At 62.6% G+C, this 23,884-nt stretch carries 36 protein-coding genes; 23 read left to right on the top strand and 13 right to left on the bottom strand.

Annotated features, from left to right (window positions below):
* Positions 1–21 precede the first annotated feature (21 nt).
* On the top strand, positions 22–900 hold the full coding sequence (locus ABEB22_RS12775) for an aldo/keto reductase family oxidoreductase (RefSeq protein ID WP_339112500.1): 879 nt from the start codon (positions 22–24) through the stop codon (positions 898–900).
* An 82-nt stretch (positions 901–982) separates the two neighbouring features.
* On the opposite strand, the gene ABEB22_RS12770 is transcribed toward ABEB22_RS12775, so the two are convergent.
* Both ABEB22_RS12770 and ABEB22_RS12765 read right to left on the bottom strand, forming a co-directional pair.
* Positions 983–1,585, bottom strand: coding sequence for a DUF1109 domain-containing protein (locus tag ABEB22_RS12770; RefSeq protein WP_339112501.1), 603 nt, complete (start codon positions 1,583–1,585; stop codon positions 983–985).
* Entirely contained in the window at positions 1,567–2,121 is a 555-nt protein-coding gene (locus ABEB22_RS12765; protein ID WP_339112502.1) for a sigma-70 family RNA polymerase sigma factor, read from the bottom strand. The genes ABEB22_RS12770 and ABEB22_RS12765 overlap by 19 nt, the downstream gene beginning before the upstream one ends.
* A gap of 194 nt (positions 2,122–2,315) precedes the next feature.
* On the opposite strand from ABEB22_RS12765, the gene ABEB22_RS12760 reads away from it, so the two are divergent.
* Genes ABEB22_RS12760 through ABEB22_RS12745 form a run of 4 tightly spaced genes read left to right on the top strand, consistent with a single transcriptional unit; the run spans position 2,316 to position 4,733 of the window.
* On the top strand, positions 2,316–2,615 hold the full coding sequence (locus ABEB22_RS12760) for a DUF2282 domain-containing protein (RefSeq protein WP_339112503.1): 300 nt from the start codon (positions 2,316–2,318) through the stop codon (positions 2,613–2,615).
* Positions 2,616–2,666: 51 nt separating this feature from the next.
* A complete protein-coding gene (locus ABEB22_RS12755; protein ID WP_350933997.1) occupies positions 2,667–3,500 on the top strand; it encodes a DUF692 domain-containing protein in 834 nt (277 codons plus the stop codon).
* Positions 3,497–4,204, top strand: a complete 708-nt coding sequence (locus tag ABEB22_RS12750) for a putative DNA-binding domain-containing protein (protein ID WP_406870480.1) — start codon at positions 3,497–3,499, stop codon at positions 4,202–4,204. The genes ABEB22_RS12755 and ABEB22_RS12750 overlap by 4 nt, the downstream gene beginning before the upstream one ends.
* Position 4,205: 1 nt before the next feature.
* Complete coding sequence (locus ABEB22_RS12745; protein WP_406870479.1) at positions 4,206–4,733, top strand: DoxX family membrane protein; 528 nt, start codon at positions 4,206–4,208, stop codon at positions 4,731–4,733.
* Between the two features lie 81 nt (positions 4,734–4,814).
* Here ABEB22_RS12745 and ABEB22_RS12740 read toward each other — a convergent pair whose 3' ends face one another.
* The 11 genes from ABEB22_RS12740 to ABEB22_RS12690 all read right to left on the bottom strand — a co-directional run bounded on the left by ABEB22_RS12740 (position 4,815) and on the right by ABEB22_RS12690 (position 10,197).
* A complete protein-coding gene (locus ABEB22_RS12740) occupies positions 4,815–5,441 on the bottom strand; it encodes a hypothetical protein (protein WP_339112507.1) in 627 nt (208 codons plus the stop codon).
* A gap of 785 nt (positions 5,442–6,226) precedes the next feature.
* Positions 6,227–6,502: a pyocin activator PrtN family protein gene (locus ABEB22_RS12735; RefSeq protein WP_406870478.1), complete on the bottom strand. Its 276-nt coding sequence runs from the start codon at positions 6,500–6,502 to the stop codon at positions 6,227–6,229.
* The gene (locus tag ABEB22_RS12730; protein ID WP_406870477.1) at positions 6,503–6,724 is read right to left on the bottom strand and encodes a hypothetical protein; all 222 of its coding nucleotides are present in this window, start codon (positions 6,722–6,724) and stop codon (positions 6,503–6,505) included.
* 14 nt (positions 6,725–6,738) lie between these two features.
* Complete coding sequence (locus tag ABEB22_RS12725) at positions 6,739–6,957, bottom strand: hypothetical protein (RefSeq protein WP_406870476.1); 219 nt, start codon at positions 6,955–6,957, stop codon at positions 6,739–6,741.
* A 207-nt stretch (positions 6,958–7,164) separates the two neighbouring features.
* Positions 7,165–7,422 (bottom strand): hypothetical protein, encoded by a 258-nt coding sequence (locus ABEB22_RS12720; protein WP_406870475.1) that lies wholly within the window; start codon positions 7,420–7,422, stop codon positions 7,165–7,167.
* A 12-nt stretch (positions 7,423–7,434) separates the two neighbouring features.
* On the bottom strand, positions 7,435–7,719 hold the full coding sequence (locus ABEB22_RS12715) for a hypothetical protein (protein WP_406870474.1): 285 nt from the start codon (positions 7,717–7,719) through the stop codon (positions 7,435–7,437).
* A complete protein-coding gene (locus tag ABEB22_RS12710; protein WP_406870473.1) occupies positions 7,716–7,967 on the bottom strand; it encodes a hypothetical protein in 252 nt (83 codons plus the stop codon). The genes ABEB22_RS12715 and ABEB22_RS12710 overlap by 4 nt, the downstream gene beginning before the upstream one ends.
* Before the next feature lie 216 nt (positions 7,968–8,183).
* The gene (locus tag ABEB22_RS12705) at positions 8,184–8,459 is read right to left on the bottom strand and encodes a DUF2312 domain-containing protein (RefSeq protein ID WP_406871152.1); all 276 of its coding nucleotides are present in this window, start codon (positions 8,457–8,459) and stop codon (positions 8,184–8,186) included.
* Positions 8,460–8,669: 210 nt separating this feature from the next.
* The gene (locus ABEB22_RS12700; protein ID WP_406870472.1) at positions 8,670–8,798 is read right to left on the bottom strand and encodes a hypothetical protein; all 129 of its coding nucleotides are present in this window, start codon (positions 8,796–8,798) and stop codon (positions 8,670–8,672) included.
* 180 nt (positions 8,799–8,978) lie between these two features.
* Positions 8,979–9,164, bottom strand: coding sequence for a hypothetical protein (locus ABEB22_RS12695; RefSeq protein ID WP_406870471.1), 186 nt, complete (start codon positions 9,162–9,164; stop codon positions 8,979–8,981).
* Between the two features lie 388 nt (positions 9,165–9,552).
* Positions 9,553–10,197, bottom strand: coding sequence for a S24 family peptidase (locus tag ABEB22_RS12690; protein WP_339112921.1), 645 nt, complete (start codon positions 10,195–10,197; stop codon positions 9,553–9,555).
* Positions 10,198–10,265: 68 nt separating this feature from the next.
* On the opposite strand from ABEB22_RS12690, the gene ABEB22_RS12685 reads away from it, so the two are divergent.
* The 18 genes from ABEB22_RS12685 to ABEB22_RS12600 all read left to right on the top strand — a co-directional run bounded on the left by ABEB22_RS12685 (position 10,266) and on the right by ABEB22_RS12600 (position 23,880).
* Entirely contained in the window at positions 10,266–10,547 is a 282-nt protein-coding gene (locus ABEB22_RS12685) for a hypothetical protein (RefSeq protein WP_406870470.1), read from the top strand.
* 1 nt (position 10,548) lies between these two features.
* Entirely contained in the window at positions 10,549–10,902 is a 354-nt protein-coding gene (locus ABEB22_RS12680; protein WP_406870469.1) for a hypothetical protein, read from the top strand.
* Complete coding sequence (locus tag ABEB22_RS12675) at positions 10,902–11,102, top strand: hypothetical protein (protein ID WP_406870468.1); 201 nt, start codon at positions 10,902–10,904, stop codon at positions 11,100–11,102. Before ABEB22_RS12680 ends, ABEB22_RS12675 begins: the two co-directional genes overlap by 1 nt.
* On the top strand, positions 11,102–12,031 hold the full coding sequence (locus ABEB22_RS12670) for a hypothetical protein (protein ID WP_406870467.1): 930 nt from the start codon (positions 11,102–11,104) through the stop codon (positions 12,029–12,031). Before ABEB22_RS12675 ends, ABEB22_RS12670 begins: the two co-directional genes overlap by 1 nt.
* On the top strand, positions 12,031–12,264 hold the full coding sequence (locus tag ABEB22_RS12665) for a hypothetical protein (RefSeq protein ID WP_406870466.1): 234 nt from the start codon (positions 12,031–12,033) through the stop codon (positions 12,262–12,264). The genes ABEB22_RS12670 and ABEB22_RS12665 overlap by 1 nt, the downstream gene beginning before the upstream one ends.
* A 211-nt stretch (positions 12,265–12,475) precedes the next feature.
* Complete coding sequence (locus tag ABEB22_RS12660) at positions 12,476–12,934, top strand: DUF1937 family protein (protein ID WP_406870465.1); 459 nt, start codon at positions 12,476–12,478, stop codon at positions 12,932–12,934.
* Positions 12,934–13,644, top strand: a complete 711-nt coding sequence (locus ABEB22_RS12655; protein WP_406870464.1) for a hypothetical protein — start codon at positions 12,934–12,936, stop codon at positions 13,642–13,644. Before ABEB22_RS12660 ends, ABEB22_RS12655 begins: the two co-directional genes overlap by 1 nt.
* A gap of 147 nt (positions 13,645–13,791) precedes the next feature.
* Positions 13,792–14,376, top strand: a complete 585-nt coding sequence (locus ABEB22_RS12650; protein WP_406870463.1) for a hypothetical protein — start codon at positions 13,792–13,794, stop codon at positions 14,374–14,376.
* The gene (locus ABEB22_RS12645) at positions 14,373–15,062 is read left to right on the top strand and encodes a hypothetical protein (protein WP_406870462.1); all 690 of its coding nucleotides are present in this window, start codon (positions 14,373–14,375) and stop codon (positions 15,060–15,062) included. Before ABEB22_RS12650 ends, ABEB22_RS12645 begins: the two co-directional genes overlap by 4 nt.
* A 141-nt stretch (positions 15,063–15,203) precedes the next feature.
* Entirely contained in the window at positions 15,204–15,908 is a 705-nt protein-coding gene (locus tag ABEB22_RS12640; protein WP_406870461.1) for a hypothetical protein, read from the top strand.
* 217 nt (positions 15,909–16,125) lie between these two features.
* A complete protein-coding gene (locus ABEB22_RS12635) occupies positions 16,126–16,791 on the top strand; it encodes a DUF1441 family protein (protein ID WP_406870460.1) in 666 nt (221 codons plus the stop codon).
* A gap of 2 nt (positions 16,792–16,793) precedes the next feature.
* Positions 16,794–18,995, top strand: a complete 2,202-nt coding sequence (locus tag ABEB22_RS12630; RefSeq protein WP_406870459.1) for a terminase gpA endonuclease subunit — start codon at positions 16,794–16,796, stop codon at positions 18,993–18,995.
* Between the two features lie 3 nt (positions 18,996–18,998).
* Entirely contained in the window at positions 18,999–19,202 is a 204-nt protein-coding gene (locus tag ABEB22_RS12625; protein WP_350937614.1) for a phage head-tail joining protein, read from the top strand.
* A gap of 3 nt (positions 19,203–19,205) precedes the next feature.
* A complete protein-coding gene (locus tag ABEB22_RS12620) occupies positions 19,206–20,666 on the top strand; it encodes a phage portal protein (protein WP_406870458.1) in 1,461 nt (486 codons plus the stop codon).
* A complete protein-coding gene (locus ABEB22_RS12615) occupies positions 20,650–22,722 on the top strand; it encodes a head maturation protease, ClpP-related (protein WP_406870457.1) in 2,073 nt (690 codons plus the stop codon). The genes ABEB22_RS12620 and ABEB22_RS12615 overlap by 17 nt, the downstream gene beginning before the upstream one ends.
* Positions 22,723–22,811: 89 nt before the next feature.
* On the top strand, positions 22,812–23,144 hold the full coding sequence (locus ABEB22_RS12610) for a DUF2190 family protein (RefSeq protein ID WP_406870456.1): 333 nt from the start codon (positions 22,812–22,814) through the stop codon (positions 23,142–23,144).
* On the top strand, positions 23,144–23,464 hold the full coding sequence (locus tag ABEB22_RS12605) for a hypothetical protein (protein WP_406870455.1): 321 nt from the start codon (positions 23,144–23,146) through the stop codon (positions 23,462–23,464). The genes ABEB22_RS12610 and ABEB22_RS12605 overlap by 1 nt, the downstream gene beginning before the upstream one ends.
* On the top strand, positions 23,461–23,880 hold the full coding sequence (locus tag ABEB22_RS12600) for a hypothetical protein (protein WP_406870454.1): 420 nt from the start codon (positions 23,461–23,463) through the stop codon (positions 23,878–23,880). Before ABEB22_RS12605 ends, ABEB22_RS12600 begins: the two co-directional genes overlap by 4 nt.
* The last annotated feature ends 4 nt before the right edge of the window (positions 23,881–23,884 follow it).

Raw genomic sequence — 23,884 nt, 5'->3', positions numbered from 1 at the left:
CGGTTACGAAAGGGCGGTACCATGATCACGACATCGACACTCGGCGGGACCTTCACCTTCAAGGGCGGGCGGACGGTCCACCGCCTCGGCTATGGCGCCATGCAGCTGGCCGGTCCGCATGTCTTCGGCCCACCCGCGGATCACGAGGGGGCGCTCGCGGTTCTGCGTGCCGCGATCGAGGCAGGGATCGACCATATCGATACCTCGGATTTTTATGGTCCGCATGTCACCAACCAGCTTATCCGCGAGGCGCTCCACCCCTATCCGCAGGATCTGAGCATCGTGACCAAGGTGGGCGCGCGACGCGGGGCGGATGCCTCGTGGAACCTCGCAGCCTCCCCCGATGATCTTGTGGCGGCTGTGCGCGACAATCTCGACAATCTCGGTCTCGAGGCGATGGAGGTCGTCAACCTGCGGCTGATGTTTGCGGAGGGGCCTGCCGAAGGCTCGATCGAGGAGCCGCTCACGGTGCTGGCCGAGCTACAGGCGCAGGGTCTGATCCGGCATATCGGGCTCAGCAACGCCACCGCCGCACAGGTCGCAGAAGGGCGCAAGATCACCGAGATCGTCTGCGTGCAGAACCTCTACAACATCGCCAACCGGAGCGATGATGCGCTGATCGAGACGCTGGCCGCCGAGGGTATTGCCTATGTGCCGTTCTTCCCGCTGGGTGGTTTCACGCCGCTGCAATCGCGGGAGCTGGACGCGGTTGCCGCCGGCCTCGGGGCCTCGCCGCAACAGGTCGCGCTGGCATGGCTGTTGCAGAGATCGCCGAATATCCTCGTCATTCCGGGCACCAAGACATTGTCGCATCTGCATGAAAATATCGCGGCAGCCGATCTGGAATTGCCACGGGAGGCGCTGCAACGGCTCGATGCAATCGGTCGGCAGACCGCCTGATACATCGCACAAGGTTACGCCCGGCAGGAGACTGCCGGGCGTTTCGGTCGTTCCCTCTTGATTGCCTGCAGGAGCGAGACCCTCAGAGGCGCAAGAGCTGCCGCCCGGCGATCCGTCCGGCCAGACCGCAGAGCAGGATCGCCGCACCATACCAAAGCAGATAGAAGGCCGGGCCGTCATCATCGCAATGGATGGCATAGATCATTGCCGCCAACGCACCGGCGAAAAGGCCGGCAATCCAGCCCGTCCTGCCGCCATCCACGACGATCCGGCGTCGAAGGCCCACAAAAAGAAACCCGCCGATAGGCAGGCCCAAGGCCGGAATGGACAGCAGGCAGATCCACCATGTCCGGCCCCAGAGATTACCGCCCCCGATCATCGCGCCCCCCCAGACAAGTCCGCACAGGATCATGAGGGCAAGAGGGGCTCTGAGCGAGGCGGGACGGTCCTCGACAGGGCGCGCGAGCGGACGCGCCAGGAGCAATGCGAAGGCCAGCGGCAGCGTCTGTTTGAGCAATACGGGCAGGGTGCGTATGGCCTCGCTCCAATCCGGACGCGGGCCCCATAGGAGGACCATGAGAGCGATCGAGACCGCGCCTCCCGCCAGTAGCCGGAGCCGCAGATGCGGATAGCGGGGCGGTGTTGTATCGGCGCTGAGCGCCGCGATCAGGTTTTCGGTTTCCATTCCTCGTCCTTTCTTGCCGCCTCGGCCAGTCGGCTCAATGCACGGTGCAACGCCACGCGCAGCGCCCCCGGACTGAGCCCGAATTTGCGAGCCAGAGCCTCGGGCTCGGCCCCGCCCAATGCGTGATCGCGCACCAGCGAGGCATCCCTGTCGGGCAGTCGCGCCAGAGCCTGCTCCAGCAGAAGTCCTTCGAGCGGATCGACCGCCACGCCATGCAGATCGTGGTGGTCCTCGATCGGCTCATGCCCGCCTTTCGGGCGGGCCCGCATCACATCGATCGCCTTGCGGCGCACGATGACCCGCACCCAAGGCAGGAGCGGGCGGGTGGGGTCCCAACTGCCACGTTTGAGATGGATCGCCAGAAGCGCCTCCTGCACCACATCCTCGACGAGATGCGCCAGCGAACCCGGAAGGTCCGTGCGCGCCATCGCCCTCATGCGTGGCGCAAGCGCCGAGAGGCAGGCCGAATAGGCCCTGCGGTCTCCGGCCAGTCCGGCACGCATCCATGTCTCTATCTCGAAATCGGCCTGAGCCATGCGGGGCCTGCCATGTTTGTGCCACTCTATGAATGTCTACGGGCGGCAATGCGTGGATGTTACAGCACTGACGCGAAATTTTCATGCGGGCTTTTCACATCACAGAACGGTGATCGCTGTAACATCTGCAAGGCCGGAGCCGAAGACCCTGAGGCAGACACGAAGGATCTGCGTCAACCCATCAGGAGCTAGACATGTCCAACACAACTCTCGGCCTCGCCACGATCATCGCCGCAACCGTCACCGGTCTTTCATTGCCCGCCCATGCCGCAGGACAGGAAAAATGCTACGGCGTTGCGCTTGCAGGCCAGAACGGCTGTGCCGCAGGCCCCGGCACCACCTGCGCGGGAACGTCGAAGATGGATTATCAGGGCAATGCGTGGACGCTGGTGCCTGCTGGCACCTGTGCCGATATGGAGCTTCCGGCCATGGCGAATGGGCATGCGCGCATGGGCGCGCTGACGCCGCTTGAACGCGATCTTCCGAAAATGTGAGAGGTCCGGCGCGCGGATCCACCGCGCGCCGCATAGCCCGAGGAGAGCGCCATGACCACAGCCTTGCCCGCTCGCGCCGGAATCGGTTTCAAGCCGAAGCATCTGCAGGATCTCGCCCGTCCCGGCGCTGTGTCCTGGCTTGAGATCCATGCCGAGAATTACATGATCGAGGGCGGCCCCCGCCTTGCGATGCTGATGGATCTGGCGGAGCGGTTTCCGATTTCGGTGCATGGCGTGGGATTGTCGATCGGGGGCGAGGGGCCGCTCGATCGACTGCATCTGCGCCGGTTGCAGCAGTTGCTTGACCGCATCAGACCCGCGCAGTTTTCCGAACATCTTGCATGGTCCACCCATCAGGGTGCCTATTACAGCGACCTGCTTCCCTTGCCCTATACCGAGGCCACGCTACGGCATGTGGCCGATCATGTGTCAGAGGTGCAGGACCGGCTCGGTCTGCAGATGCTTCTGGAAAATCCGACCAGCTATCTGCGCCTTGCCGATAGCACCATCCCCGAGCCCGAGTTCCTTGCGCGCGTTGCCGAGAAGACCGGCTGCGGTATGCTTCTGGATCTGAACAATCTCTTCCTGTCCTCGGTCAATGTGGGTATCGGTGTCGAGGCCTATCTGGCGGCCTATCCGCTCGAACGCACGGGAGAGATCCATCTTGCAGGGCATGTGCCGGATCCGGGCGGGGGGGGGGAATTGCTGATCGATAGCCATTCCACCGCTGTCGCCGATCCGGTCTGGGCGCTTTGTGCCGAGGTCATCGGGCGGATCGGGCCGAGGCCGGTCCTGATCGAATGGGACGAGGATGTGCCGGAGTTTGCCATCCTCGAGGCCGAGGCGGCGCGGGCGCAGGCGCTGCTCGATGAGGTGCCGGCATGAGCCACGAGACACAATTCATTGCGGGGCTGCGCGGGCAGGCCAAGATGCCGGATCTCGCCATCGACCATCCGCCCGCCGAAGCCGCACGCAGGTTTTCGGTCTATCGCAACAATGTCGCGGTGGCTCTGACCGCGGCGCTTCGGGCGGGGTTTCCCGCAGTCGAGGCACTGGTCGGGCACGAGTTTTTTACGGCTATGGCGCGCGAGTTCATACGCGACCATCCGCCCCGTGATCCGGTCATGGCGTGTTACGGAGGCCCCTTTGCCGGCTGGCTGGAGGGCTTTGCGCCCGTGGTCGGTCTGCCCTATCTGCCCGAGGTCGCCTGTATCGAGATGACATTGCGCCTTGCCTGCCATGCGCGTGATTGCGCGGTCGTGACGCAGGAGACGCTCGGCGAAAGCGTTGGCGCGGGGATCGTGCCGCATCCGGCTGCGCATTGTCTGTCCCTGCGCAGCGCGGCACTCTCGGCATGGGCCCGAAATTCCGGCAGGCCGGATCTGAAATCCGCCGCGCCCGGAGAGGTGTTGATCACGCGTCCCCATGCGGATGTTTTGATTGCCGAGGCTCCACGTGGGACCAAGGCCACATTTTCGGCCCTGTCGCAGGGACGTGATCTGGAAGTCGCGCTCGAGGGGCGGTCCGATCCGGTGGCCATTCTTTCCTGCCTCGTTCGGGCAGGCGCATTGACCACGGGAGGCCGATAGCATGAAACGGGTCATGTTCGGGCCGCAGGCACCCACGCGGGAGATGCTGGCCCTCGGCTGTGTCACACGGCTTGTGTTTGCTGCGGTGTTGCTGCGCTTCTTCTGGACCTCGGCCCTGACCAAGCTCGATGGTTTCGGCCTGTCGGCTTCGGCCTATGTGCAGATTTTTCCGCGCAGGATGGAGGCCTTGGGATATGATCCGGACGGCCTTGCGCCTCTCGTGAAACTGGTCGTGGCCGCTGGCACTGCGGCGGAAATCATTCTGCCCGCGCTGATCCTTGCCGGACTGGCGACACGGGCGGCTTCGGTCATGATGATCGGCTTCATCATAGTCATGACGGTGACGGATCTCGTGGGCCATGGTGTCGGACCGGAGACTGCGGGAAAGCTCTTTGATCGCGCCGCGGATAGCCTGCTGGACCAGCGGCTTCTGTGGATCTGGCTTCTGGGGGGGCTTGCAGTCTCGGGAGGCGGATGGTTTTCGGCGGACCGTCTGTTTAACGGGTTACGCCGTCATACTCCAAGATAGGGGCGGCAGAGACGATGCCTTGTGGTCCGGGGCCCCGCCTACGGTGGGGTGGCCGGTTCGCACGCCCGATGTCCGCTCCAGTTACTGGCGCGGGGAGAGCCTTCCGAGCGCTGCGAAGATCCGGCACTGGGCGGAGAAGAGGAACATATAGGCCGCAAATTCGGCAATCTCCTCGGTGACCTGCCCGTTGGGTAGGCCATAGAGGCTGCTTCCCACATGGCCCTCTGCGGCAGAGGAGACCAGCATCGCCAGAATGAACAGGCCGAAATCGCCAAAGGGGAAGGCCTTATGTGCGATCAGCTGGCCGATACGGCGGATCCCGCGCCCGTAAAGGAAACTCACAACCGCCAGCACCAGAAGCGCCATCATCACGGGGGCCACGAAGGGCTTGTACCACAGCACATGGGACGAGAATTGCGGCCCGTGTTCGCCGATGGATTGCGGAGCAAGGAACACCGCCCCCCAGCTCAGTTCGCGTAGCGCGAGACCGATCCAGAACGGCACCGCCGCCAGCCAGAACCAGCCCCCTCGCGCATCCTGTGTCGGGACCCGCGCATAGCGGAGAGAGAGGCCCGCGCCGACCAGTAGAAGGAGCGCCTGCGACGTTTCGACGGGCCCGTTCTCGAAGCTCGTCCAGAGTGGCAACCACAGCGCCAGCGGTACACTCGCAACCAGCAGCACCACTCCGATCCACCTTATTGCATTCACGGCTCGTCCTCCCGGCCGCCAACCATTCGGCGACACAATTCTGTCATGAAGGGGGCGAATTATCTACCTTCAGCTCGGATGTGAAGGGCTCGGAAAGGATTTATCAGGGTTCCGTCGCGCAGGGGCTGTGCATCAGTAAACTCCGGCCCGTGAGCGGGAGCTTCTGACAATTGGAAAGCTACCCGTTGGCAGCCGGTAGCGCGGGGGCGCGATCAGGCAACATGTTCCGGCGCAGACCTGTTGTGACGGGCTGACAAATCGTCAGGAACCATCCCGAAGACGGAGAAAACACCGAGCGCTTGCGTGAGCGTGGTATGGGGAGGGGCTCGATTTTTGGGGATGCGCGCAAACTGCGATGCAAGGCCTGTCGTGCCTAGATAGGCGCGGCGCGGGGATGGCCGGGCGGTTGGTAAGAGGGCCGAGCCGCGCTATTGGAGGCCGATCAACTGCCGTCTCGCATTGTCCTGAGATCTGCGTTATAGACCGGCGACCCGGTCCGGGGCTTCTGTCGGCCAGCGGCCCGATCTGCCAAGGCCCGTTCCTGTCTCTGCCAGATTGCAGCGGTTGCACCAGGGACAGGAAGTTGACTCACTGTGAACAAACAAAAATCTTGCGGGATGACATGACGGATCAAGACCTGAATAAATCTGATTTTATTTATAAAAACAGTAGCTTTAGGCTTTCTGTGGCGCCCATGATGGATTGGACGGCGTATCCGAATTAAGAAGCCAGATCAGACACTTGCGATCTGGCTTTCTTATTTTAGCAAAATTTAGCAAATGAAATCACCGTGCCAGGGCCCTTGCTTCCCTCCTCGCGGCTTCAGCTTTATCATCAATGTAAGCTGCAAGATCGCTTAGGTGCACCATCTTAGCACCTTTTTGGCTGTTCTCCATCCGAACCAGCGGAAGCTCGATCTCGCCGTTCCCAATCTTGCGGATGAATGCTGGTAGAGTGAGTGGCGCAAAGAAATCCTTGCACACCGTTTCTGCCGAGATCATCGCTTTGCCTTCGTATTGAGCCATCAAAAGCCATACGGTGCTTAGGCCTTGCTTTCCCATCTATTCCTCCAGTTCCCGATAATCTTCTTTCCGCTCCAGCCGCTTCCGGCTCAATGCCTCGATCTTGCCTGACAGGGCTCGGATCACGTCAATCGCGCGCCGCTTGTCGGGGTCCCTTGCGTTGCGTTGTAGATCCTCAATTAGCTTCCCGACGCTCTCGGGATTGGTGTCCGTCCGTCGATCGCGGATCTCGGCCAGAACAAACGCACCTTCAGTGGTCACCGCCTCTCCCTCGATCAATCGCGTTTCACGGCCCTGATGTCGGTGATCATGTGCAGCGTCTCGGGATGGTTCGCCGTGTGTAGCGCGATCGCATCTGCGTTGTGGTTGATCGCCACACTGGGCGAGCGTCCGAGGGCAAGCTCGATGCCCGTAGAGGCACCGCCACCGCCCGCGAAGTTATCGATGATCATCGGGGAAAGTTCTTCCCCGATATGCATGTTCGATCCGTCCATTAATCGATCCCTCGAATAGCTGCGATAGCAAGGGCGGCAGCGATGGCCGCGCCTGCGATAAGTGCGATGGCCAAGGGCGGGCCTCCTGATTTGCCGGATCTGCGGGGGCGCATCGGACAGCGTTTCCCCCGCAGATCATCCGCGCGACCGCCGCACGAATTCCTGTTCTTCGGGATCACCGCCCACACGGGGCGGATCACCGGAAGATCAGGCGGTGATGTGGCGCACGGCGCGCATCACGGCGTCTTCGACATGGGTGTTGGCAAGGGATAGGTCGCGCGAGGCAAAGCGGTCGCCGCCGATCTCGGTGCCGCCCACCTGGTGCAGCATGGCGATGAAGTCGGCGCCCATATCCTTGAGGCGCTTCATCTGGGCCTTCTCGATATCGGAAAGCTTGCGATAGGTATGGCCCACCACGTTATTCACGGTGCGATCGTCGGATGTGCTGTCTACGGTGTCAGGCATTTGACTTTCCTTTCAGATGAAAACTTCGGTGGGGTGGTTCTCTTCGCGCAGGTGGCGTAGCTCTTCGGCGATCATGCTGCGTATAAGGTTGCCCAGGGCGCGGCCCTTGATGCCGCGACAACGGGTTTCTTTGGCGAGGATGATGCTCTGGCGTGGGGCCGTCTCGGGCCGGGCTTCGAGCTTGCTGTTGGTCGCGTCCCAAGGGGCGCGAGGCATGGTGACGACACGGGCGCAAATGTTGGACTGGCTAAGCCCATCGGGGATAGTGACGGTCCGCTTCTCGGTACTGCGCATCATGCGGCTCCTCTCTGGCTGAGGGCCGCGCGACCGGCTGCGGTGTGACCTTTGCAGGGGCCATCACAGAGCCCGACCTGCGGACAAAGCTCTTCCATCGTCAGGCTATGGGCGCGGGCTGCTGCGCGGAGCGCTCCGATGCGATCGGCCTCGCTCGGGTAGCCCATGATGAAGAAAGGCCGGTTCTTGCTGATCTGCTCGTGATAGTCGTCTGCCGCCGCCGCGAGCTTGCGTCTGGTGGATGCGGTCATCGCGTTTCCTTTCATGATGGTCGGCGGACGCGGCAGGCCTCCGAACTGGTTGCCGCGTCCGCCTGTCCGGCGCGCGTGGGACACGCCGAATTCCTGAGTTTGGTGCAGGGCCTCGAGGGCGCTGGCCGAAGCTCGGGATCTTAGGGCGGCGCTGGTGGGTATTAAGCGCCGCCCCGTATCTGGCCCCGGGAGGAAAGGGGGTGGGGCCGGATGCTGTCAGTCCATCCCGAGCGCCTGCTTGTAGATGTCCATGATCGCCTCTTCCTCGGCGATGTCGTTCTTGTCGCGCTTGCGCAGAGCGATGATCTTCTTGATGACCTTGGTGTCGTAGCCGCGGGCTTTTGCCTCGGCCATCACGTCCTTCTGCTGCTCGGCGATGTCCTTCTTCTCGGCCTCGAGGCTTTCGAACTGCTCGATGAACTGGCGCAGCTCGTCGTCGGTCACCTGATAGGCCTTGTCTTCGGCTGTTTTAAAATCGGCATCGGCTTTCATGGGTGGCTTGCCTGCGTTCGCGCGGCTGATGTTATGGGCCGCGCGGGCGAGAAACGCGGGAGTCTCTGTGTCTTGGGGGATTGGCGTCATGGCGTTCACGGCGGGGGCTCCGGATGAAAAAGGCCGGGCGGTGGCGAGCAGTGCACCGCCCGGCAGTTGGGTTGCGAGCAGTGAAACAGGCAACCGATCTCAGAAAGCGGAGTTCTCGGCCTACCATCGGGCGCAGGTGGTCTGCGCGATGGGGTCGAGGTAGGTCAGCAGGATCAGGAGAGCCGCGCAGGCGCAGACGATGCCCGCGAGGGGCTTCCGTGAGTGTTTGGCTTGGTAAAACGTCTGCATAGCGCGGCTCCATCCTGTGGGGCGGCAGGATCATGTGTCGCTGCCGATGGGGTGAAAGAAAGGCCGGGCGGTGGCGAGCAGCGCGCCGCCCGGCAGGTGGGTTGCGAGCAGTGATCAGGCAACCGAATGAGGGCAGGGCTTCCTGTGGAACGCCGCGGTGTGCGGCAGGAAGCACCGGTGTCAGGCGGCGTCTTGCGGGCCTTGCTGTGTGGGGGCAGGCATCGTGTTAAGGCTGAAGGCGCAGCTCTGGCCGCGATCAGCTTTCATCAGGGCCCAAGCACGGCGGCGGGCAAGGGGCGTGGCGCGGCTGGCGCGAACGGGATCGGTGATAAGGGCCACGGCCCAGCGGGAGGATAGGGATTTCATGGTCAACTCCATCGGTTGTGATGAGTTGAATATGATGGGCAAAAATGATCACGTCAAGCATCAGTGAGCATTTATGATCATTTATTTTGACGCGCCGTTTGCGAATCGGCATGGTGGCCGCATTGATCAGCGCTGCTGGGGAGCATATTTGACCGCGGAGATCATGCGAAGGCAGACGAAAAAGCCCCGCATGGGGCGGGGCTGGAAGGCGCGACGTTAATTGAGTGGGGGTAAGGTGAAGCTCCATAACCCGCTCTTGGCCGATATTGTTTCTGCTGGGGCGTGGCGCCTCATGGAGGCCAAATGCAAGGACGAAGAGCTTTAGGATGTATTGCGTAACGTTCTCAAGCTCAGGTTTGAGCGTGCGGGAAAGATAGGCGCAACGGGATCAGCGTTGTCTTTTCACGAACTCTGCGGGTAGGTGGAGCCGAACAGGCGTTGCCCAGAGCACGTCGGTATTATGCCGGTTCTCGCCGGTGGGGTTGATCGAGGTGAGGTGGAACTTGCCTTCCTCAGAGCCGTATTTTAGGTGCTTTACCCACGCCTTGCCATCGGGCGTGGCGACGATGCATTTGCGGTTGATGGCCTCGACTGGCACGCCTTCATGCGTCTGCCGCGTGAAGAACAGAATGTCGCCCTCCGAATAGACCGGCTCCATGCTGTCCCCGACGACGCGCACAGCGGCGATCTCTTCATCTTTGAGGTTTTCGGGTACGCCGATCTCTTCTCTATGGCTACCGTTTTCAACCTCGTCAAAAAGGTCGACGTGCGCCCCTGCACCGACCTCACCCACAATACTGATGCTCTTGGCGCTATCGGAGAAATCCTGGGCGATGATGCGCTCGACGGAGAGGCCAAGCTGTAAAGCAATGCTTTCCGCATTCGCGCGTCGAGGGGACTTTACCTCTCCGCTGATGATTTTTCGAATGGCGGACTTATTCAGTCCAGCTGCGGCGCTGACCGTGGCCGGATACACGTCCGGGTGCTGATCAAAGTATGCGCGGAGCCCTGCCGCGAATGGATCTTCATGCATGCATGCATTCTCCGCGAAAACGTAGATTACTGCGATGAGCAAAAATGATCTTGCTGATGTGAGCAAAAATGATCATATTGAGATTTATGGATCAGACCCCAGACAATCACCCGCTGCCTGTAGAGCTTACTGCCGCATTCATTGCGGAGGTGCGCGTTTACGCTGATGGCATCGGGCAGACTCCTCAAAACGTCTTGCGCAAAGCGATCAGGGCCACATGGGGGACTTGGGAAGATTGGTGTGCCAGTCGTTCCTATCCGGGCTTCGAGCGCGCTGAGCGTGTGCTTGCCTATATGCGCGCCAATCCGGTGTCTGATCTTTCGCAACCGCAACGTAAGGATGTCGCCTGACATGTCTTCTTCCATTCAATTGATCTCGTCGCAGTCTGGGCCGGTGCCCGCTGCAAAGTCCCATTCCAAAGTTTTGCCGTCATCAGGCGGGCGAGGGCGGGGCCGTGCCGCATTGCGCCGCGCGCATTGCTGGCATTTCGACCCCGTGCCTTATCGCGCGGCATTTGCCATGCGGTGGTCGGTCTTCCTGCGCGAGATGTTCCAGTCGCGCGAGGATGTGGCGGCGGCGTTCGGCGTGACCTTTGGCACGGCGTGCAACTGGTGGGACGGTCTGAACCGTCCTTATGGTGATCATGTGGCGCTGGCGGCGCTGGCGTGGCCCGAAGACTTCGCCCGGCTGATGGCTGCGGAGTAATGAACATGAGCCGCGCCATATTCACAGATACCTCTCTGCGGCGCGGATGCGCGGCGATGATCGCGCAAAATCCGGCCACGCTGTTTCAGCGCGTGGAACCGCTGGAAGCGGTTGTGAACACTGTTGCGGGGGCCAGTGGTGGCCGGAAAGCCCCCGCGCCAATTCTCAAACAAGCTGCCGTTATGAAAGGGGCCAAGTGATGGGCGACGGAATGATGACGCTGGAAGAGCTTACCCGCAGCGTTGAGGCGCAGCGCAAGAGCTTGGGCAATATGACCTCGCTGATCAGCATTGGCGAGACGATGCTGAAAGAGGGTTGGGACGTGGCGTTCCAGCTTTCGAGTGTTACGGGGGCCTCGATCCATGTGGCGTTTGACGGGCCGCGCGAGGATGCGCCAGAGGCGGTGCAGCCGTCACCGGAAGACGCGGCGAACAACTTCAGCAAGGCGTTTCTGTTTTCAACAATTGCTAAGATCGCTGAGCTGCATGGGGGAGGCGAGCACGTTCCGGGCGGGCCGGATGTCATTGGCCAGCGCGGGCCGGAGATTGTCAGTCTTCCTACCGAAGTGCCTGCCGATGATGATACGAAGGTTTTGGCGGAGGTGGCTGCGCCCGTGCCTGCGGTCGAACCGATTCCAGTCGATGCCGAGGATTACCGGACTGGCCCCTACATGGATGGCGATCTGGAAAAGCTGATCCAGCTCTATGGTGCGGGCAAGACGGTACCGGAGATTGCCAAGGTGCTGGGTCGTCGCAATCAGTCGGTTGGTTCGAAGATCAAATACATGCTCTCGAATGGCCAGCTGGCAAATCGCGAGGCCGCACCGGCTCCAGCGCCCGTCGTGGCCGAGCCCGAGCCGGTCCTCTCGCCTGAGGCGTTGTCTTATCTGGGCAAGCTGAAAGGGCTCAAGGCCGATCCTGCCTTTGACGCGGTGACCGAACTGGCGATGTGCAAGGCGCTGCTGGACGGCCAGAAGCAGAACATGGTTGCCGCCGATCTGGGCATTGATGGTAAGGCCATGATGAAGCGTTTTCGGCTGATCTGCGGATCGGCTATCGGGACGGGTAAGATGGCAACCGAGGCCCTGATCGAGGCGCTGCAATATCGCGCAGATCTTGAGGTGGCGTGATGGTCGAGAGAACAGTCGCCGCGCCGCGCCGCCCGCAGGAAGCGCGCACCTCGGTTTCCGCCAAAGTCTTCGATCACACCACTGGCGCCGAGGTCGAAGTGTCGATGTCGCAGCGCGGGTTTGTGGTGCGGGTGATCGAGGTTGATGGAAAGCCAGAAGCCTTTGCTGCGCTGAGCGTTCCGCAAGCGCGTTTGATTGCCCGTAATATTCTTGAGTTTGTGGGGGACGAGTGATGGGGACGATGGTCTCAGAAATGCGTCTCCTTAAGTTTTGTCATGTGTTCTCGTTCCTCGTGGCAAAGCGCGCGGCACCTCGGTTGAGTGGTGGGTGTCGTGCAAGTGTTTCCCGGCTACTCAGCGGGGTCGGGCAGCGCTATGGGGCGGTTTGTTGGCGCAAACCGTCCCGCATCTCTTTTCGCTTGCAATGGTGCGCGGGGGTGATGCCTTGATCTCTACATTTGATAACTGGGCCGCGCTGTCGCGTTCGGCCACGGCGCTGGACTGGTCCGGTCCGATTGTCTTCGGGGTCGAGCCTGCGGATGTGGTGGGGCATGCGGGCGGAAAGCTGGTCTTTGTCAGCTCTCCCGTACGTCTCAGGCTGTGCGGGGTGCCGGAAGCGGTCACGCTTTTCGCTGCGCGGGCCTGTGCCGAGCTTTCGCGCATGGGCGTCTTACCGATCTCGCCAGTGATCCTCGGGGCGGCGATGCTCGAGGTCGATATGCATCTGAAAATCAATGAGCCGGTCGGTTGGGCCAAACAGGTCGCAGGTCTCCGCAATGCGGCCGGCGCGATCTGGGTGCCTGCCTGCCCTGGCTGGGCAAGCTGCCCGCAAATCTGGGCCGATGTGCAATGGGCTGCCTCGCATGGGGTGCCGGTCATGGTCGAAGCGAAAGGGGTGATGTGATGACTGACCTTTGGAACGAAGAGGGTTATTTGCCCGAGCCGCCGATCGAGGCGCATGTGTCGTTGAATACCTTCGAGCAGATCGAGATGCCGATCGACTGGCTCTCGGAAGAATGGGCGCTCGGGCTGTCACATGCCGCCCTTGGCATCATGTTCCGGCTCTATAGCGCTTCGATCCGGCAATCTCCTGCGGGCTCGTTGCCCGGCTGTCCTGATCAGATCTGCCGCTTGGTAGCGGGTCTTGATCGGGGCGATGATATCGCAGAGGCGCTGGCGCTTTGGCCGGTGCATAGCGATGGCCGCCGCTACTGGGCGCGCTGCGTTCCCCTGATCGAAGCAGCATGGGGGCGGCGTAAAGGCAAGGCCTCGAAGGACGCCCTGCGCAAGCGGCGGCAGCGGCTGGGCGAGCAGCTTATCAAATGCGGCCTGTCGCAGGACGGTGCCGCCAATCGCGATGTACAGGACATGGTTCTGGCCGAGCTTGGCGATGACCGCCTCGAGCTGCGGCTTGTCCATGATGCGGCCTCGCGCGCGGGGATCATTGGCCCTGTCCGGAAACTGTCCGCGGACACAAACGGACAGTCCGTGGACAGTCACAAACTGTCACGCGTGACACTTTCCGGACAGTCACGGGACAGTCACGGGACAGTCCGTGGACAGAGTTCGGACAGTCCGTTTGTGTCCGATACGGTGAATTCCACAAGATATTGATTGAACCTGTTCTGGTTCGCTTTTTTTTGCCCGAAAACTGTCACGCTTTTTTCCGGCCTGAATAGAGAAGATCAGATCAGAACCCCCTTACCCCCGTGACAGTCGAGCGTGCCCGAGCGGGGATTGCTGAGAGAAAGGAGAGGCGACATGGACAGTGCAGAACAGGCAGCCGGTGAGAAGCGTGTGCGGACGGTGCTCTTCGAGCCGCTCTTGCGGTTGGGGCTTGGGCGCCCCTCGACCGTGACTAAGGCGGGCTTCGAAGAGATGATCGAGGAGGTAAGCGGCAAGCTCGCCTATATGTCCGAGATCAATCTCGACGCGCTCAAGGAAGAGATCGTCGCGCATCCGGGCGGCACCCGTGAGGACCGGATCTGGGCAGGGCCGCAGATCCTGAAGAAGGCCGCCGAGATCGATCCGCCCGAAGAGACCGGTAGCCCGTTGATGCGCGCGGTCTTTGCCAGCGGCATGGGGCGCGAGGCGCTGCGCGATGGCTGGGCGCCCGAGCTGCGCCGCACGGTCAAGGATACCCGCCGCTGGCCCAATGCGTTCGCCGCCAGTCAGCTGCGCGAGAAGGCGCGGGAGAACCTGCGCCGCCTGATGCTGATCGAGGAGAACATGGCCGCCGGCCGGCAGGTCTCGGATGACGACATGGCCTTCCGCCACCGGCGGCAGGTGGCGATGAACCAATGCGAGAAAATCGCGAAGCTGGCAGGGGCAGGAGACGACGTATGACGCGGGTTGTGTATGTGGGTAGCGCAGGGGCTGCGGTATTGGCGCAGGAGGCGGGGCGGCTTGATGCTATGCGCAGCGCCGCGATAGTGCCCGGCGAATGCGGCTCCGAAATCATCGCGGCTCCGGCGCGTGGTGCCTTTGCGGTCTTCACGCCCCGCGAGATGCATCTGGGCGCTGATGGCAAATGGGCGGCGCAGGAAAGTGGCTATCAGGGGCGCAAGGCCATGCGGTCGGTGGATGTCTTCGACCGCATGGGCGCGGACGCCGCCAAGCGCAAGAAGGCCGCGCCGCTGAGCAAGGGGCAGATCCTCGTCGGCCGCTATTACCGCGATCTGGTCGAGCGGCATGACGCGGGCGGGATGCGCTGCACCAGCCTCGAGGCCACGCAAGGCGGCGCGGCTGGCTCGGGCAATTGCTTCATGGATGACTTTGTGGCCGAGGGTCGCGCGATCGAGCGGATGCGCAGCCGGATCGGCACGGGCGTGGCAATGGCCGTGCGTCGGGTGCGCCCGTCGGCGCGCGGTGTCGCGGCCCGCACGATCACCGACCGCGCTCTGGTTGATGCCGTCTGCCTAAGCGATATGACGCTCTCTCAGGTGCTGGTGCAGTTTGGGTGGTGTTCCGATGGAAAGAACAGGCGAGCCATGCGTATGGCTCTTTCTGAGGCCTTGGAGCGTATGCGTTGAAATAGGGTATTGACCTTATCCCCGCCAATCGCTCATATATAAGCATAATCGAGAATTGCGCCCGCAGGTCACCCACGACCGAGCGGGCGTTTCTGTTTCCAGACATCGCTGACAGGAAGTGAGGGCGCGCAAGTGTTCAACATGTCCTATGATCAGAAGGATCTTGAGCGGGGGCTGCTCTCGGTCGAAAAGGAACAGGTGCCTTACGCCACGATGCTGGCGCTTAACGAGACCGCGAGCGATGTGCTCAAGCATGTGCAGGATCGGATGGACGTGGTCTTCGACCGCCCGACCAAGTTCACGAAGAATGCGTTTCAGGTCTGGCGGGCGACGAAGAGCAATCTGAGCGCCGCCGTGCAGGAGCGGCCTTCGGTCGGCTCCCGGCATTATCTGAAGCGGCAGGAGACAGGCGGGGCGCGTGGCCAGACCGGTGTCGAGAAGCTGCTCGCTGGGCGGCTGGCTTATGACGGGTTGATCGCGGCGGTACTGCCAGCCTCGGGGGCCAAGCTCGATAGCTATGGCAACTGGTCACGGGGCGAGCGGAACCAAGTTCTGTCTCAGCTGATGGCGCAGCGCGATAGCCGGTCGAACCAGACGGATCGGTCGCGCAAACGCAAGGGCTCCAAACGGGCCAGCTATTTCGTGCCGAAGAATGGCGGGCTCAGTCCTGGCGTTTGGCGCCGCGATCGCTCGGGCGAGATCGCGCCAGTCCTGACCTTCGTCGATGCGATGCCGCACTATGACAAGCGTCTCGGGTTCTATGACGGGGCGCAGGAAGTGTTTGACGCCCGCTTTGCCGAGAACTTCCGCGTTGCATTCGCGAAGGCGATGGCCACGCGCAGGTGAAACTCCGACCTGACCATCGGGTCGGGTGGCAAACTCGGGCCGAGCAAAAGGGTCGGGTGGCAATAGTCGGCCCCGACAAAAATGACCCATGGCATGGGTCCTTCCGGCGATTTTTACGCATGCGGGTAATTCGCGCCCCGTTACATCCACCTGTTTCTGGGTTTCGGCGAGGTGGGGTTGGGGTTGTTGTTGTTATTCTTTACAGGGGGTTGATCCCATGGATACGCTTGTCACGCTGACGGATGGGAGCGTGCTCGATACTGCGCTCTATCCGCTGCCCGACGGGTTGGCCGATGGGGTGATGAACCGCGCACAGCTCGCCATTGCTTTCAACGTCTCCGAGAACTCAGTCACCAAATGGGTCGGCCAAGGCATGCCGGTGCTGACCGCCGGCCAGAACGGGGTGTCCTACGAGTTCCAGCTCTCGCATTGCTATGCCTGGCGGATGGCGCGGGACGAACAGAGCCGCGCGACCAAGGCCACGCGCGATGCGCATGCGATGCAGGCGTCCTTGGCCTTCCGCAATCTCGACAGCGAGCAGGAAGAGGAAGAGGGCGGGCTGACTGCCAAGCAGCTGCGTGAATGGTCCGAGGCCGAGTATCACCGCAACCGCGTGGCCGAACAGCGCGGCGAGCTGGTGCGGGCGGCCAAGGTCTCCGAGCTCTTGGAAGATCTGATCGGCGTGGTGGCCACGGCCTTGGGCACGATGCCCGACCATCTCGAGCGTGATCTGGGCCTCGGGGTCGAGGAGGTCTCGAAAGTCGAGGTCCGCTGCGATCAGGTGGTGATGAAGATGCGCAACATGATTGATTTGTCGATCATGGGCACGGGGCAGGTGACAAGCTTTGCCGATTACAGCGAACAGCAGGACATGGGGCTTTAAGCATGGTCGAGATGATGGATCGCGGGGCGTCGGTGCTGAACATCCCGCCGCTGCCCGCATGGACGCAGCCGCGCGAGCTATTGGCCGATGCGCTGCCGCTTCTGGATCCGCCCTCGCGGATCTCGGTGACCGATGCGGCGGAGAAGTTCATGCAGGTGCCGATCGGCACCGACTGGTCGCGCTTTGACCGTTCGGTTGCGCCCTATATGGTCGAGCCTGCCGACATCACCCAGTCGCGCAAGTTCAAATCGGTCTGCTTCGTGGGGCCGTCGCAATCGGCCAAGACCACGATGCTGATCACAGTGGCAGTGCATTCGGTAATGTGCGCACCGGCACCGGTGCAGATCATCCATATGTCGAAGCCCGATGCCGATGCCTGGGTCGAGGAGAAGCTCGATCCGATGATCGATAACAGCCGGGACGTTCGGGATCGTCTGGGCCGTGCCCGCGATGACAGCACCTTCTCGCGCAAGCGCTTCAAGGGCATGCGGCTCACCATCGGCTATCCGGTGGCGCGTCAGCTGTCTTCGCGCTCGCAGCGGCTGGTGCTGCTGACCGATTACGATCACATGCCGCAGGTGCTGGGGCCCAAGGACGCGCCAGAAGCTAGTCCCTACGGGATGGCCCGCCAGCGGATCCGGACCTTTATGTCGCGCGGCTGCGTGCTTCTGGAAAGCACACCGGCCTTTCCGGTGACGGACGAGACCTGGAAGGCGGGGCCGCAGAACCCGCACGAGTTTCCGCCCGTCTCGGGCGGGATCGTGCGGATCTATAACGAGGGCACGCGGGGGCGGTTCTATTGGGAGTGCCGTGAATGCGGCGATCTCTTCGAGCCGCACTTCAAGCTCCTCAAATATGACGAGACGCTCGAACCGGCTGTGGCCGGCGCCAAGGCCGAGATGTGTTGCCCGCATTGCGGTAGTCTCTATAGCCACCGCCACAAGAACGAGATGAACCGCCAGATCCTCAAGGGCCGTGGCGGTTGGCTGCATGAGGGCGCGACCGTTGGCGAGGATGGCAAGCGGGCGCTGGTGACGATCGATGATCCGGATCTGCGCGCCACCGATTTGGCGAGCTATTCGCTCAACGGGGCGGCTGCAGCTTTCGCGAGCTGGGAAGGGCTGGTGACCTCTTACGAGCTGGCACTTCGGCAGGTTGAACAATTCGGCGATTATACCGAACTGCGCCGCGTCTACTTCACCGAGCGCGGTGAACCTTATCTGCCGAAGGGCACCCAGATCGAGGGCGAGCTGACGGCAACGATGCTTTCGGAAAATGCCGTGCGTCTAGATAAGCGCGTTGCACCGGGCTGGACCCGCTTCATCACCACCTCGGTCGATGTGCAGGGCAACCGGTTCGAGGTGCTGGTGATGGCATGGGGGGCGCAGGGCGAGCGGATCATCATAGACCGTTTTGCGATCTCGCAGCCGCCGGATCACGCGCCCAAGGCGCGCAACGAGGACGGCCAGTATCGCGCCGTTGATCCCGGTCGTTATGCCGAGGATGCGGAATCGCTCGTGGCGCTGGCGGGCCGCGTCTATCCCGTGGAAGGCCAGCCTTGGGGGCTGACGTCCTGTGCCATTGCCATCGACTTCAACGGGCCTGCTGGCTGGTCGGATAATGCCGAGAAGTTCTGGCGCAAGCGCCGTTCGGCCAATGATGGAGATCTGTGGTTTCTCTCGGTCGGGCGCGGTGGCTTCCACCAGTCGGATCGGGTCTGGTACGCCTCGCCCGAGCGCGGATCGAAAGGTAAGAAAGCGCGGTCGATCAAGCTGCTGAACATGGCCACCGACCGGTTGAAGGACTCGGTCATGGCGGCGATGGGGCGGTTCGAGCGCGGCTCTGGCGCCCAGCATACGCCCGACTGGCTCGAGGAGGATCACCGCAATGAGCTGGTCGCCGAGCGTAAGGGGCTGAAAGGCTATGAGCTGAAGGCCGGCATCAAGCGCAACGAGGGTCTTGATCTCTCGGTGCAGGCCTTGGCGCTCGCCGAGCATATGGGTGTGAACCGTGTGAACTGGGAAGCGCCGCCTGACTGGGCCGTTTTGGGCATGGCCAATGCCTTTGCGGTGTCTTTGGCACAGCATGATCCTTCTGACGACGAGGCCTCGCCCGAGCCGGACGGGGTCGATGATTTCACCGCCGCTGCCTCGCAATCGGCCTCTCGCCCGTTCTCGGGCATTCGTTATCTTCGGAGACGTTAGAACATGGCTTGGACACAGTCCGATATTACCCAGATGGAGCGGGCCATCGCGACAGGGGCGCGGGTCGTGCAGATCAATGGCGAGCGGGTGGAATACCGATCGCTCGAGGAGATGCGCTCCATTCTGGTGATGATGAAGGAGGAATTGCGCGGGGCTGCGGCCGGCGCGTTCCAGGTTTCCTACCCGAAGACGCTGCGAGGCCTCTGACCTATGAACCCTATCGATCGAGTGGTGTCCTTCTTCAGTCCTGAAGCGGGCTATAAACGGCTGCGCGCCCGTGCGGGAGCGGCGCAGCTGATGAACTTCGACGCCGCCTCGCGCGGGCGGCGCACCTATGGCTGGAAAGCTCCGGGCTCCTCGGCGGATGCGGCGGCCTATGGCCATCGTGGGCGGTTGCGCAACCTCTCGCGCGATATGATCCGCAACCGCCCCTATGCGGCGCGTGGTCGCGATGTGGTGGTGGCCAATGTGGTGGGCGAGGGGATCGCCCCCTCGATCCGGATGGAAGGGGATACCACGGATGAACCGGGCAAGGCGCGGCTACAGCACTACCTCCAGCATCTTTTGACGCAGGATGCGGATGCACTTGGCGAGTATGATCTCTTCGAGATGCAGGGGATCGTGATGTCGACGGTCTTTGCCGATGGCGAGGTTCTGGCTCGGCGGCGGATGCGCAACCCTCGGCTCGATCCACATCTTCGCTTGCCCTATCAGGTCGAGCTGATCGAAGCCGATTACCTCGACCCGACTGTCCAGTCGCATGGCGAGAACCTTGTGATCGAGGGGATCGAATACGGGCCCACCGGTGCGATCGAGGCCTATCACCTTTATAACGAGCATCCGGGTGCGGTGCAGAACCGTAAGGCGCTTACCTCCACGCGGGTACATTGGTCCGACATTCTGCATATCCGCCGTTTTGACCGTGCAGGCCAGCTACGCGGTGTGCCTTGGTTGGCGCCTGTCATGATGACACTGGGCGAGCTGGGCGATTATCAGGAGGCGCAGATCCTTAAACAGCGCATGGCGGCGCTAATGGCGGTGATCCTTGAATGGGATGATGGCGCGAAACGTCCAGCCAATGCCGGGGCAGGGCTTGATGAGCTGGCCCCTGGTGCGGTGGTGAGCTTGCCTGCAGGGGCCAAGCCCAACTTCACGGATCCACCGAAGATCGATGGTTATGACGAGTTCATGCGTCGGGGCCTTGGCATGGTCGCGATGGGCTTGGGCATCAGCTACGAGTCGCTCGCGGGCGATTTGAAGGGCGTCAACTTCTCCTCGGGCCGGATGGGGCGGATGGAGATGGATCGCCTCATCCGCATGTGGCAGCGCAACCTGATGATCGGGCAGTTCTGTCGCGGCATGGAACGCTGGTTCCGTGAGGGGCTGGCGATGACGGGTGAGACGCTTCCCGCCTTCACCATGGACTGGACGCCGCCACGGCGGATCCTCGTGGATCCGACCAAGGAAATCCCCGCGATGGTCAAAGAGGTCGAGGCGGGGCTGAACTCGCGCCAGCGCACCCAGCGTGAGTTGGGGCGTGATCCCGATACGATCCGCGCCGAGCGGGCGCAGGATGCGCAAGCGGATAAAGCTGCCGGTCTCGAGCCGGTGGCCTCTCAAGGCGGGTTGGCCGTCGATAGCAATAAGGATGACGATGATGAAGGCGACTGACCTGATTGTGGGCGGTGAGCTGATCCTGAGCGGGACAGTGCTGCTCGATGACTATGTGGGTTACATGTACGAAGAGGATATCTTCTTCGCGCCGCGCATGGTCCGTGAAGCTCTGCAGATCATGGGCGAGGGGCCGGTGACCGTGCGGGTCAATTCGGGCGGTGGCCATGTCTGGGCGGGCGAGCAGATCCGCGCGATCCTCGCGGCCCATCCGGGCGGCACCACCATCGTGGTCGAGGGGCTTGCCGCCTCCGCTGCCTCGCTGATGTTCATGGCTGGGACCAAGCGCCTGATGTCGGCGGGATCGCAGATCATGATCCATGACCCTTCGGGCTTTGTCTTCGGGACCGAGGCCGAGATGCGCCGCGAGGCGGATGTGATCGGGGCCTCGGCCAATACCTATGCCGCCGTCTACGCGAGCGCCTCGGGCAAGACGCCCGAAGAGGTCCGCGAGATCATGAAGGCAGAGACCTGGTATGGCCCCGAAGATGCTGTGGCCCATGGCTTCGCCGATGGGGTGGCAGGCGAGGATGCTGCCGCTTCTCCCCTTATGCAATTTGCCACGATGGAGGCCGCGCGAGCGGCCTTCATGAGCGCAGGAGCAAGCTACGAGCAGCTCCTGTCCCGTGTTCCGGACGCGGCCCGCCGCGCCACCCCCAAACCCAAGGAGATTTTGATGACCACGCCCACGATCACGACGACCCAGACGCCGCCCGCACCGGCCCCGCAACCGGCGCCGGTGATGACCGCGCCGCAGCCCGATCCGTTGGCGGCCGAGCGGGCGCGGGTGAAGGGCATCCGCGAGATGGCGGCCCCCTTCCTGACCTCGGGCCGGCTGATGCAGGCCGATATCGATGCGCTGATCGATGATGGCACGGCGCTCGCCGATGCCGGCACCCGCTTCATGGCGCAGATGGCTGCCGCCGAAGCGCCAAGCCGCAGCCATAGCCCCGCCCATGATCCCGCCCGCATCACGCGCGACGAGACCGACACCCGCATGGAGGGGATGATCGGGGCATTGATGAAGAAGACCGACGGGCCGGCCGCCGACTATCGCGGGCTGCGGATCAAGCGCATGGCGATGGATCTGGGCGGGGCCACGCGCGGCTATGATGAGGCAGCGCAGGTCAAGCGCGGCATGATGGCCACCACCATGACCGGCGGGGCGTTGGGCGTCAGCGATTTTGCCTATATCACCACCGAGGTGATGAAGCGCACGCTTCTGGCCGCCTATCAGCGCCGCGCGGCGAGCTGGCAGCTGGTGACCGGCGCGCCGATCTCGGCCGCCGATTTCCGCGAGTTGCATGCGGTGCGCTTCGGCGGCGACTTCCAATTGAAGCCCGTGGGCGAGAATGGCGAGTATAAACAGGCGCGTCTCGTCGATGAGGCCGAGGGGCTGAAGGTCGAGCGCCGTGGGCGCACGATCAACCTCACCTTTGAAGCGGTGATCAATGACGATATGGGCGCCTTCCAGCGCATCCCGACCGAGTTCGCCACCGCCGCGCGGCTGATGGAAAGCTCCATGGTCTGGACGCTCTTCCGCAATAACGCCAAGCTCAAATCCGATGGCAAGGCGCTCTTCCATGCCGATCACGGCAATCTCGCGGGCACCGCGGCCGCGATCTCGGTCACCTCGATTGCCGCCGCCCGCAAGGCGATGTGGGAGCAGCGGGCCTTCGGTTCGAAAGTTGGCGACGACTTCCTCTCGATCGAGCCCGATCGCCTGATCGTCCCACCAGCGCTGGAGCTGGCGGCGATGCAGTTCGCGGCGGCGATCACGCCGGCCAAGAATGCGGATGCCAACCCGTTCTCGAACTCGCTGACGCCCTCGACGGTTGGCAATCTGGGTGCGGCTGCTGGCGGTTCGGATACCTCGTGGTATCTGGTGTCCTCCGAGTTGCCGCCGATCCAGCACGCCTATCTCGAAGGCTACGAGGCCCCGACCGTGGAGACGCTTGATGGCATGAACCCCGATGTGGTGACGATGAATGCGCGCCACATCTTCGGCGCGGCGGCGGTCGAGTATCGCGGGGCCTATAAAAACGCGGGCGTCTGATCGGGCGTGATGCAGTGAGACTGATCTGACGAACGGGCGCCCTTTGTGGCGCCCGTCGTCGTTTTGACCTCAGCGACAAGGAGATCGCAATGAAGACTTACGTTCAACCGGGTGAGCACCTCACCCTGACCGCGACCGCTGCTGCAACGGCTGGACAGCTCGTAAAGGTGGGTGCGATCGTCGGTGTCGCCCAGAATAATGCCGCGATCGGTGACAGCCTGACGCTGGTGCGGCGCGGTGTGTTCGAGGTCACCAAGACCTCGGCAGAAGCCTGGACTGTGGGCGCCAAGGTGTACCTCGATGAGGCGGCAGGGAGTGTGACGGTGGTCGACACGGATAACACCCTGATCGGGGTGGCAACGGCTGCGGCGGCCAACCCTTCCAGTTCTGGCGAGGTGCTCCTCGACGGTGTCATCCGCTGATGGGCGTATTTGATGGGATGGCTTCGGTTCTGAGCAATGCGCTCGGGGCCGAGGTCACCTACATCCCGAAGGGCGGCGTGGCGCGATCCATTCAATCGGTCTTCCGTGAACAGCCTGTCGAGATCACGGGCGATGATGGGCGGGACGTCATGATCCTCGCCCCGAGCTGGCGGGTACGGCGCGATCTGGTGCCGGAGCTTGCGCAGGGCGATTTCATCGCTCCAGCCAATGGCAAGACCTATAAGGTCGTAAACCATATGCTGACCGGCTCGCCCGCTACCGATGCTCTGATCCTATGCGAGTTGGAGCTGGTGCCATGAGCCACCGGCCTGAATACCGCGAAACGATCAAAACGGTGCTGGGGGCGGATGCGACCTTCGCCAGCTACACGCAGATTTCGGCATGGGCGAATGCGGTCAATGCCGAGGTTCTGCCCGCGTGGTTTGTGGCCACGCCGCGCGAACAGCCTTCGCGCTCTGCGCATGGGCAATCCCAACGGGTCACCGACCTGATTGTCGGGCTCAAGCGATTGGGTGGCGATGCGATCGAGGACGCGCTTGATGCGGATGCTGTGGTGATCGAGCGGCTTGTCATCGGGGCGCTGCGGACGCGGGAGCGCGACTGCGAGCTTACCGTGATCGATATCAAAACGGATGGCGGCGCCGAGCAGCGCGTCGGCACCCTGACCTTAACCTTCAGGATCACGGCGTGGATGCCGGATCCGGCTCTTTCCTGAAAGG

It is taken from the genome of Thioclava sp. 'Guangxiensis', assembly GCF_045348365.1.
Lineage (GTDB): Bacteria > Pseudomonadota > Alphaproteobacteria > Rhodobacterales > Rhodobacteraceae > Thioclava > Thioclava kandeliae.
This window is presented reverse-complemented; position numbering and strand designations above follow the sequence as displayed.

Excerpts from the sequence above, each read along its gene's own strand:
- ABEB22_RS12600 (WP_406870454.1), top strand. The coding sequence starts at position 23,461 with ATGAGCCACCGGCCTGAATACCGCGAAACGATCAAAACGGTGCTGGGG.
- ABEB22_RS12715 (WP_406870474.1), bottom strand. The coding sequence starts at position 7,719 with ATGATGCGCAGTACCGAGAAGCGGACCGTCACTATCCCCGATGGGCTT.
- ABEB22_RS12700 (WP_406870472.1), bottom strand. The coding sequence starts at position 8,798 with ATGCAGACGTTTTACCAAGCCAAACACTCACGGAAGCCCCTCGCGGGC.
- ABEB22_RS12610 (WP_406870456.1), top strand. The coding sequence starts at position 22,812 with ATGAAGACTTACGTTCAACCGGGTGAGCACCTCACCCTGACCGCGACC.
- ABEB22_RS12615 (WP_406870457.1), top strand. The coding sequence starts at position 20,650 with ATGATGAAGGCGACTGACCTGATTGTGGGCGGTGAGCTGATCCTGAGC.
- ABEB22_RS12775 (WP_339112500.1), top strand. The coding sequence starts at position 22 with ATGATCACGACATCGACACTCGGCGGGACCTTCACCTTCAAGGGCGGG.
- ABEB22_RS12605 (WP_406870455.1), top strand. The coding sequence starts at position 23,144 with ATGGGCGTATTTGATGGGATGGCTTCGGTTCTGAGCAATGCGCTCGGG.
- ABEB22_RS12695 (WP_406870471.1), bottom strand. The coding sequence starts at position 9,164 with ATGAAATCCCTATCCTCCCGCTGGGCCGTGGCCCTTATCACCGATCCC.
- ABEB22_RS12770 (WP_339112501.1), bottom strand. The coding sequence starts at position 1,585 with ATGGAAACCGAAAACCTGATCGCGGCGCTCAGCGCCGATACAACACCG.
- ABEB22_RS12720 (WP_406870475.1), bottom strand. The coding sequence starts at position 7,422 with ATGCCTGACACCGTAGACAGCACATCCGACGATCGCACCGTGAATAAC.
- ABEB22_RS12630 (WP_406870459.1), top strand. The coding sequence starts at position 16,794 with ATGGTCGAGATGATGGATCGCGGGGCGTCGGTGCTGAACATCCCGCCG.
- ABEB22_RS12650 (WP_406870463.1), top strand. The coding sequence starts at position 13,792 with ATGGACAGTGCAGAACAGGCAGCCGGTGAGAAGCGTGTGCGGACGGTG.
- ABEB22_RS12760 (WP_339112503.1), top strand. The coding sequence starts at position 2,316 with ATGTCCAACACAACTCTCGGCCTCGCCACGATCATCGCCGCAACCGTC.
- ABEB22_RS12635 (WP_406870460.1), top strand. The coding sequence starts at position 16,126 with ATGGATACGCTTGTCACGCTGACGGATGGGAGCGTGCTCGATACTGCG.
- ABEB22_RS12640 (WP_406870461.1), top strand. The coding sequence starts at position 15,204 with ATGTCCTATGATCAGAAGGATCTTGAGCGGGGGCTGCTCTCGGTCGAA.
- ABEB22_RS12735 (WP_406870478.1), bottom strand. The coding sequence starts at position 6,502 with ATGGGAAAGCAAGGCCTAAGCACCGTATGGCTTTTGATGGCTCAATAC.
- ABEB22_RS12680 (WP_406870469.1), top strand. The coding sequence starts at position 10,549 with ATGTCTTCTTCCATTCAATTGATCTCGTCGCAGTCTGGGCCGGTGCCC.
- ABEB22_RS12620 (WP_406870458.1), top strand. The coding sequence starts at position 19,206 with ATGAACCCTATCGATCGAGTGGTGTCCTTCTTCAGTCCTGAAGCGGGC.
- ABEB22_RS12765 (WP_339112502.1), bottom strand. The coding sequence starts at position 2,121 with ATGGCTCAGGCCGATTTCGAGATAGAGACATGGATGCGTGCCGGACTG.
- ABEB22_RS12685 (WP_406870470.1), top strand. The coding sequence starts at position 10,266 with ATGATCATATTGAGATTTATGGATCAGACCCCAGACAATCACCCGCTG.
- ABEB22_RS12745 (WP_406870479.1), top strand. The coding sequence starts at position 4,206 with ATGAAACGGGTCATGTTCGGGCCGCAGGCACCCACGCGGGAGATGCTG.
- ABEB22_RS12645 (WP_406870462.1), top strand. The coding sequence starts at position 14,373 with ATGACGCGGGTTGTGTATGTGGGTAGCGCAGGGGCTGCGGTATTGGCG.
- ABEB22_RS12750 (WP_406870480.1), top strand. The coding sequence starts at position 3,497 with ATGAGCCACGAGACACAATTCATTGCGGGGCTGCGCGGGCAGGCCAAG.
- ABEB22_RS12725 (WP_406870476.1), bottom strand. The coding sequence starts at position 6,957 with ATGGACGGATCGAACATGCATATCGGGGAAGAACTTTCCCCGATGATC.
- ABEB22_RS12655 (WP_406870464.1), top strand. The coding sequence starts at position 12,934 with ATGACTGACCTTTGGAACGAAGAGGGTTATTTGCCCGAGCCGCCGATC.
- ABEB22_RS12675 (WP_406870468.1), top strand. The coding sequence starts at position 10,902 with ATGAACATGAGCCGCGCCATATTCACAGATACCTCTCTGCGGCGCGGA.
- ABEB22_RS12705 (WP_406871152.1), bottom strand. The coding sequence starts at position 8,459 with ATGAAAGCCGATGCCGATTTTAAAACAGCCGAAGACAAGGCCTATCAG.
- ABEB22_RS12710 (WP_406870473.1), bottom strand. The coding sequence starts at position 7,967 with ATGACCGCATCCACCAGACGCAAGCTCGCGGCGGCGGCAGACGACTAT.
- ABEB22_RS12755 (WP_350933997.1), top strand. The coding sequence starts at position 2,667 with ATGACCACAGCCTTGCCCGCTCGCGCCGGAATCGGTTTCAAGCCGAAG.
- ABEB22_RS12690 (WP_339112921.1), bottom strand. The coding sequence starts at position 10,197 with ATGCATGAAGATCCATTCGCGGCAGGGCTCCGCGCATACTTTGATCAG.
- ABEB22_RS12665 (WP_406870466.1), top strand. The coding sequence starts at position 12,031 with ATGGTCGAGAGAACAGTCGCCGCGCCGCGCCGCCCGCAGGAAGCGCGC.
- ABEB22_RS12625 (WP_350937614.1), top strand. The coding sequence starts at position 18,999 with ATGGCTTGGACACAGTCCGATATTACCCAGATGGAGCGGGCCATCGCG.
- ABEB22_RS12670 (WP_406870467.1), top strand. The coding sequence starts at position 11,102 with ATGGGCGACGGAATGATGACGCTGGAAGAGCTTACCCGCAGCGTTGAG.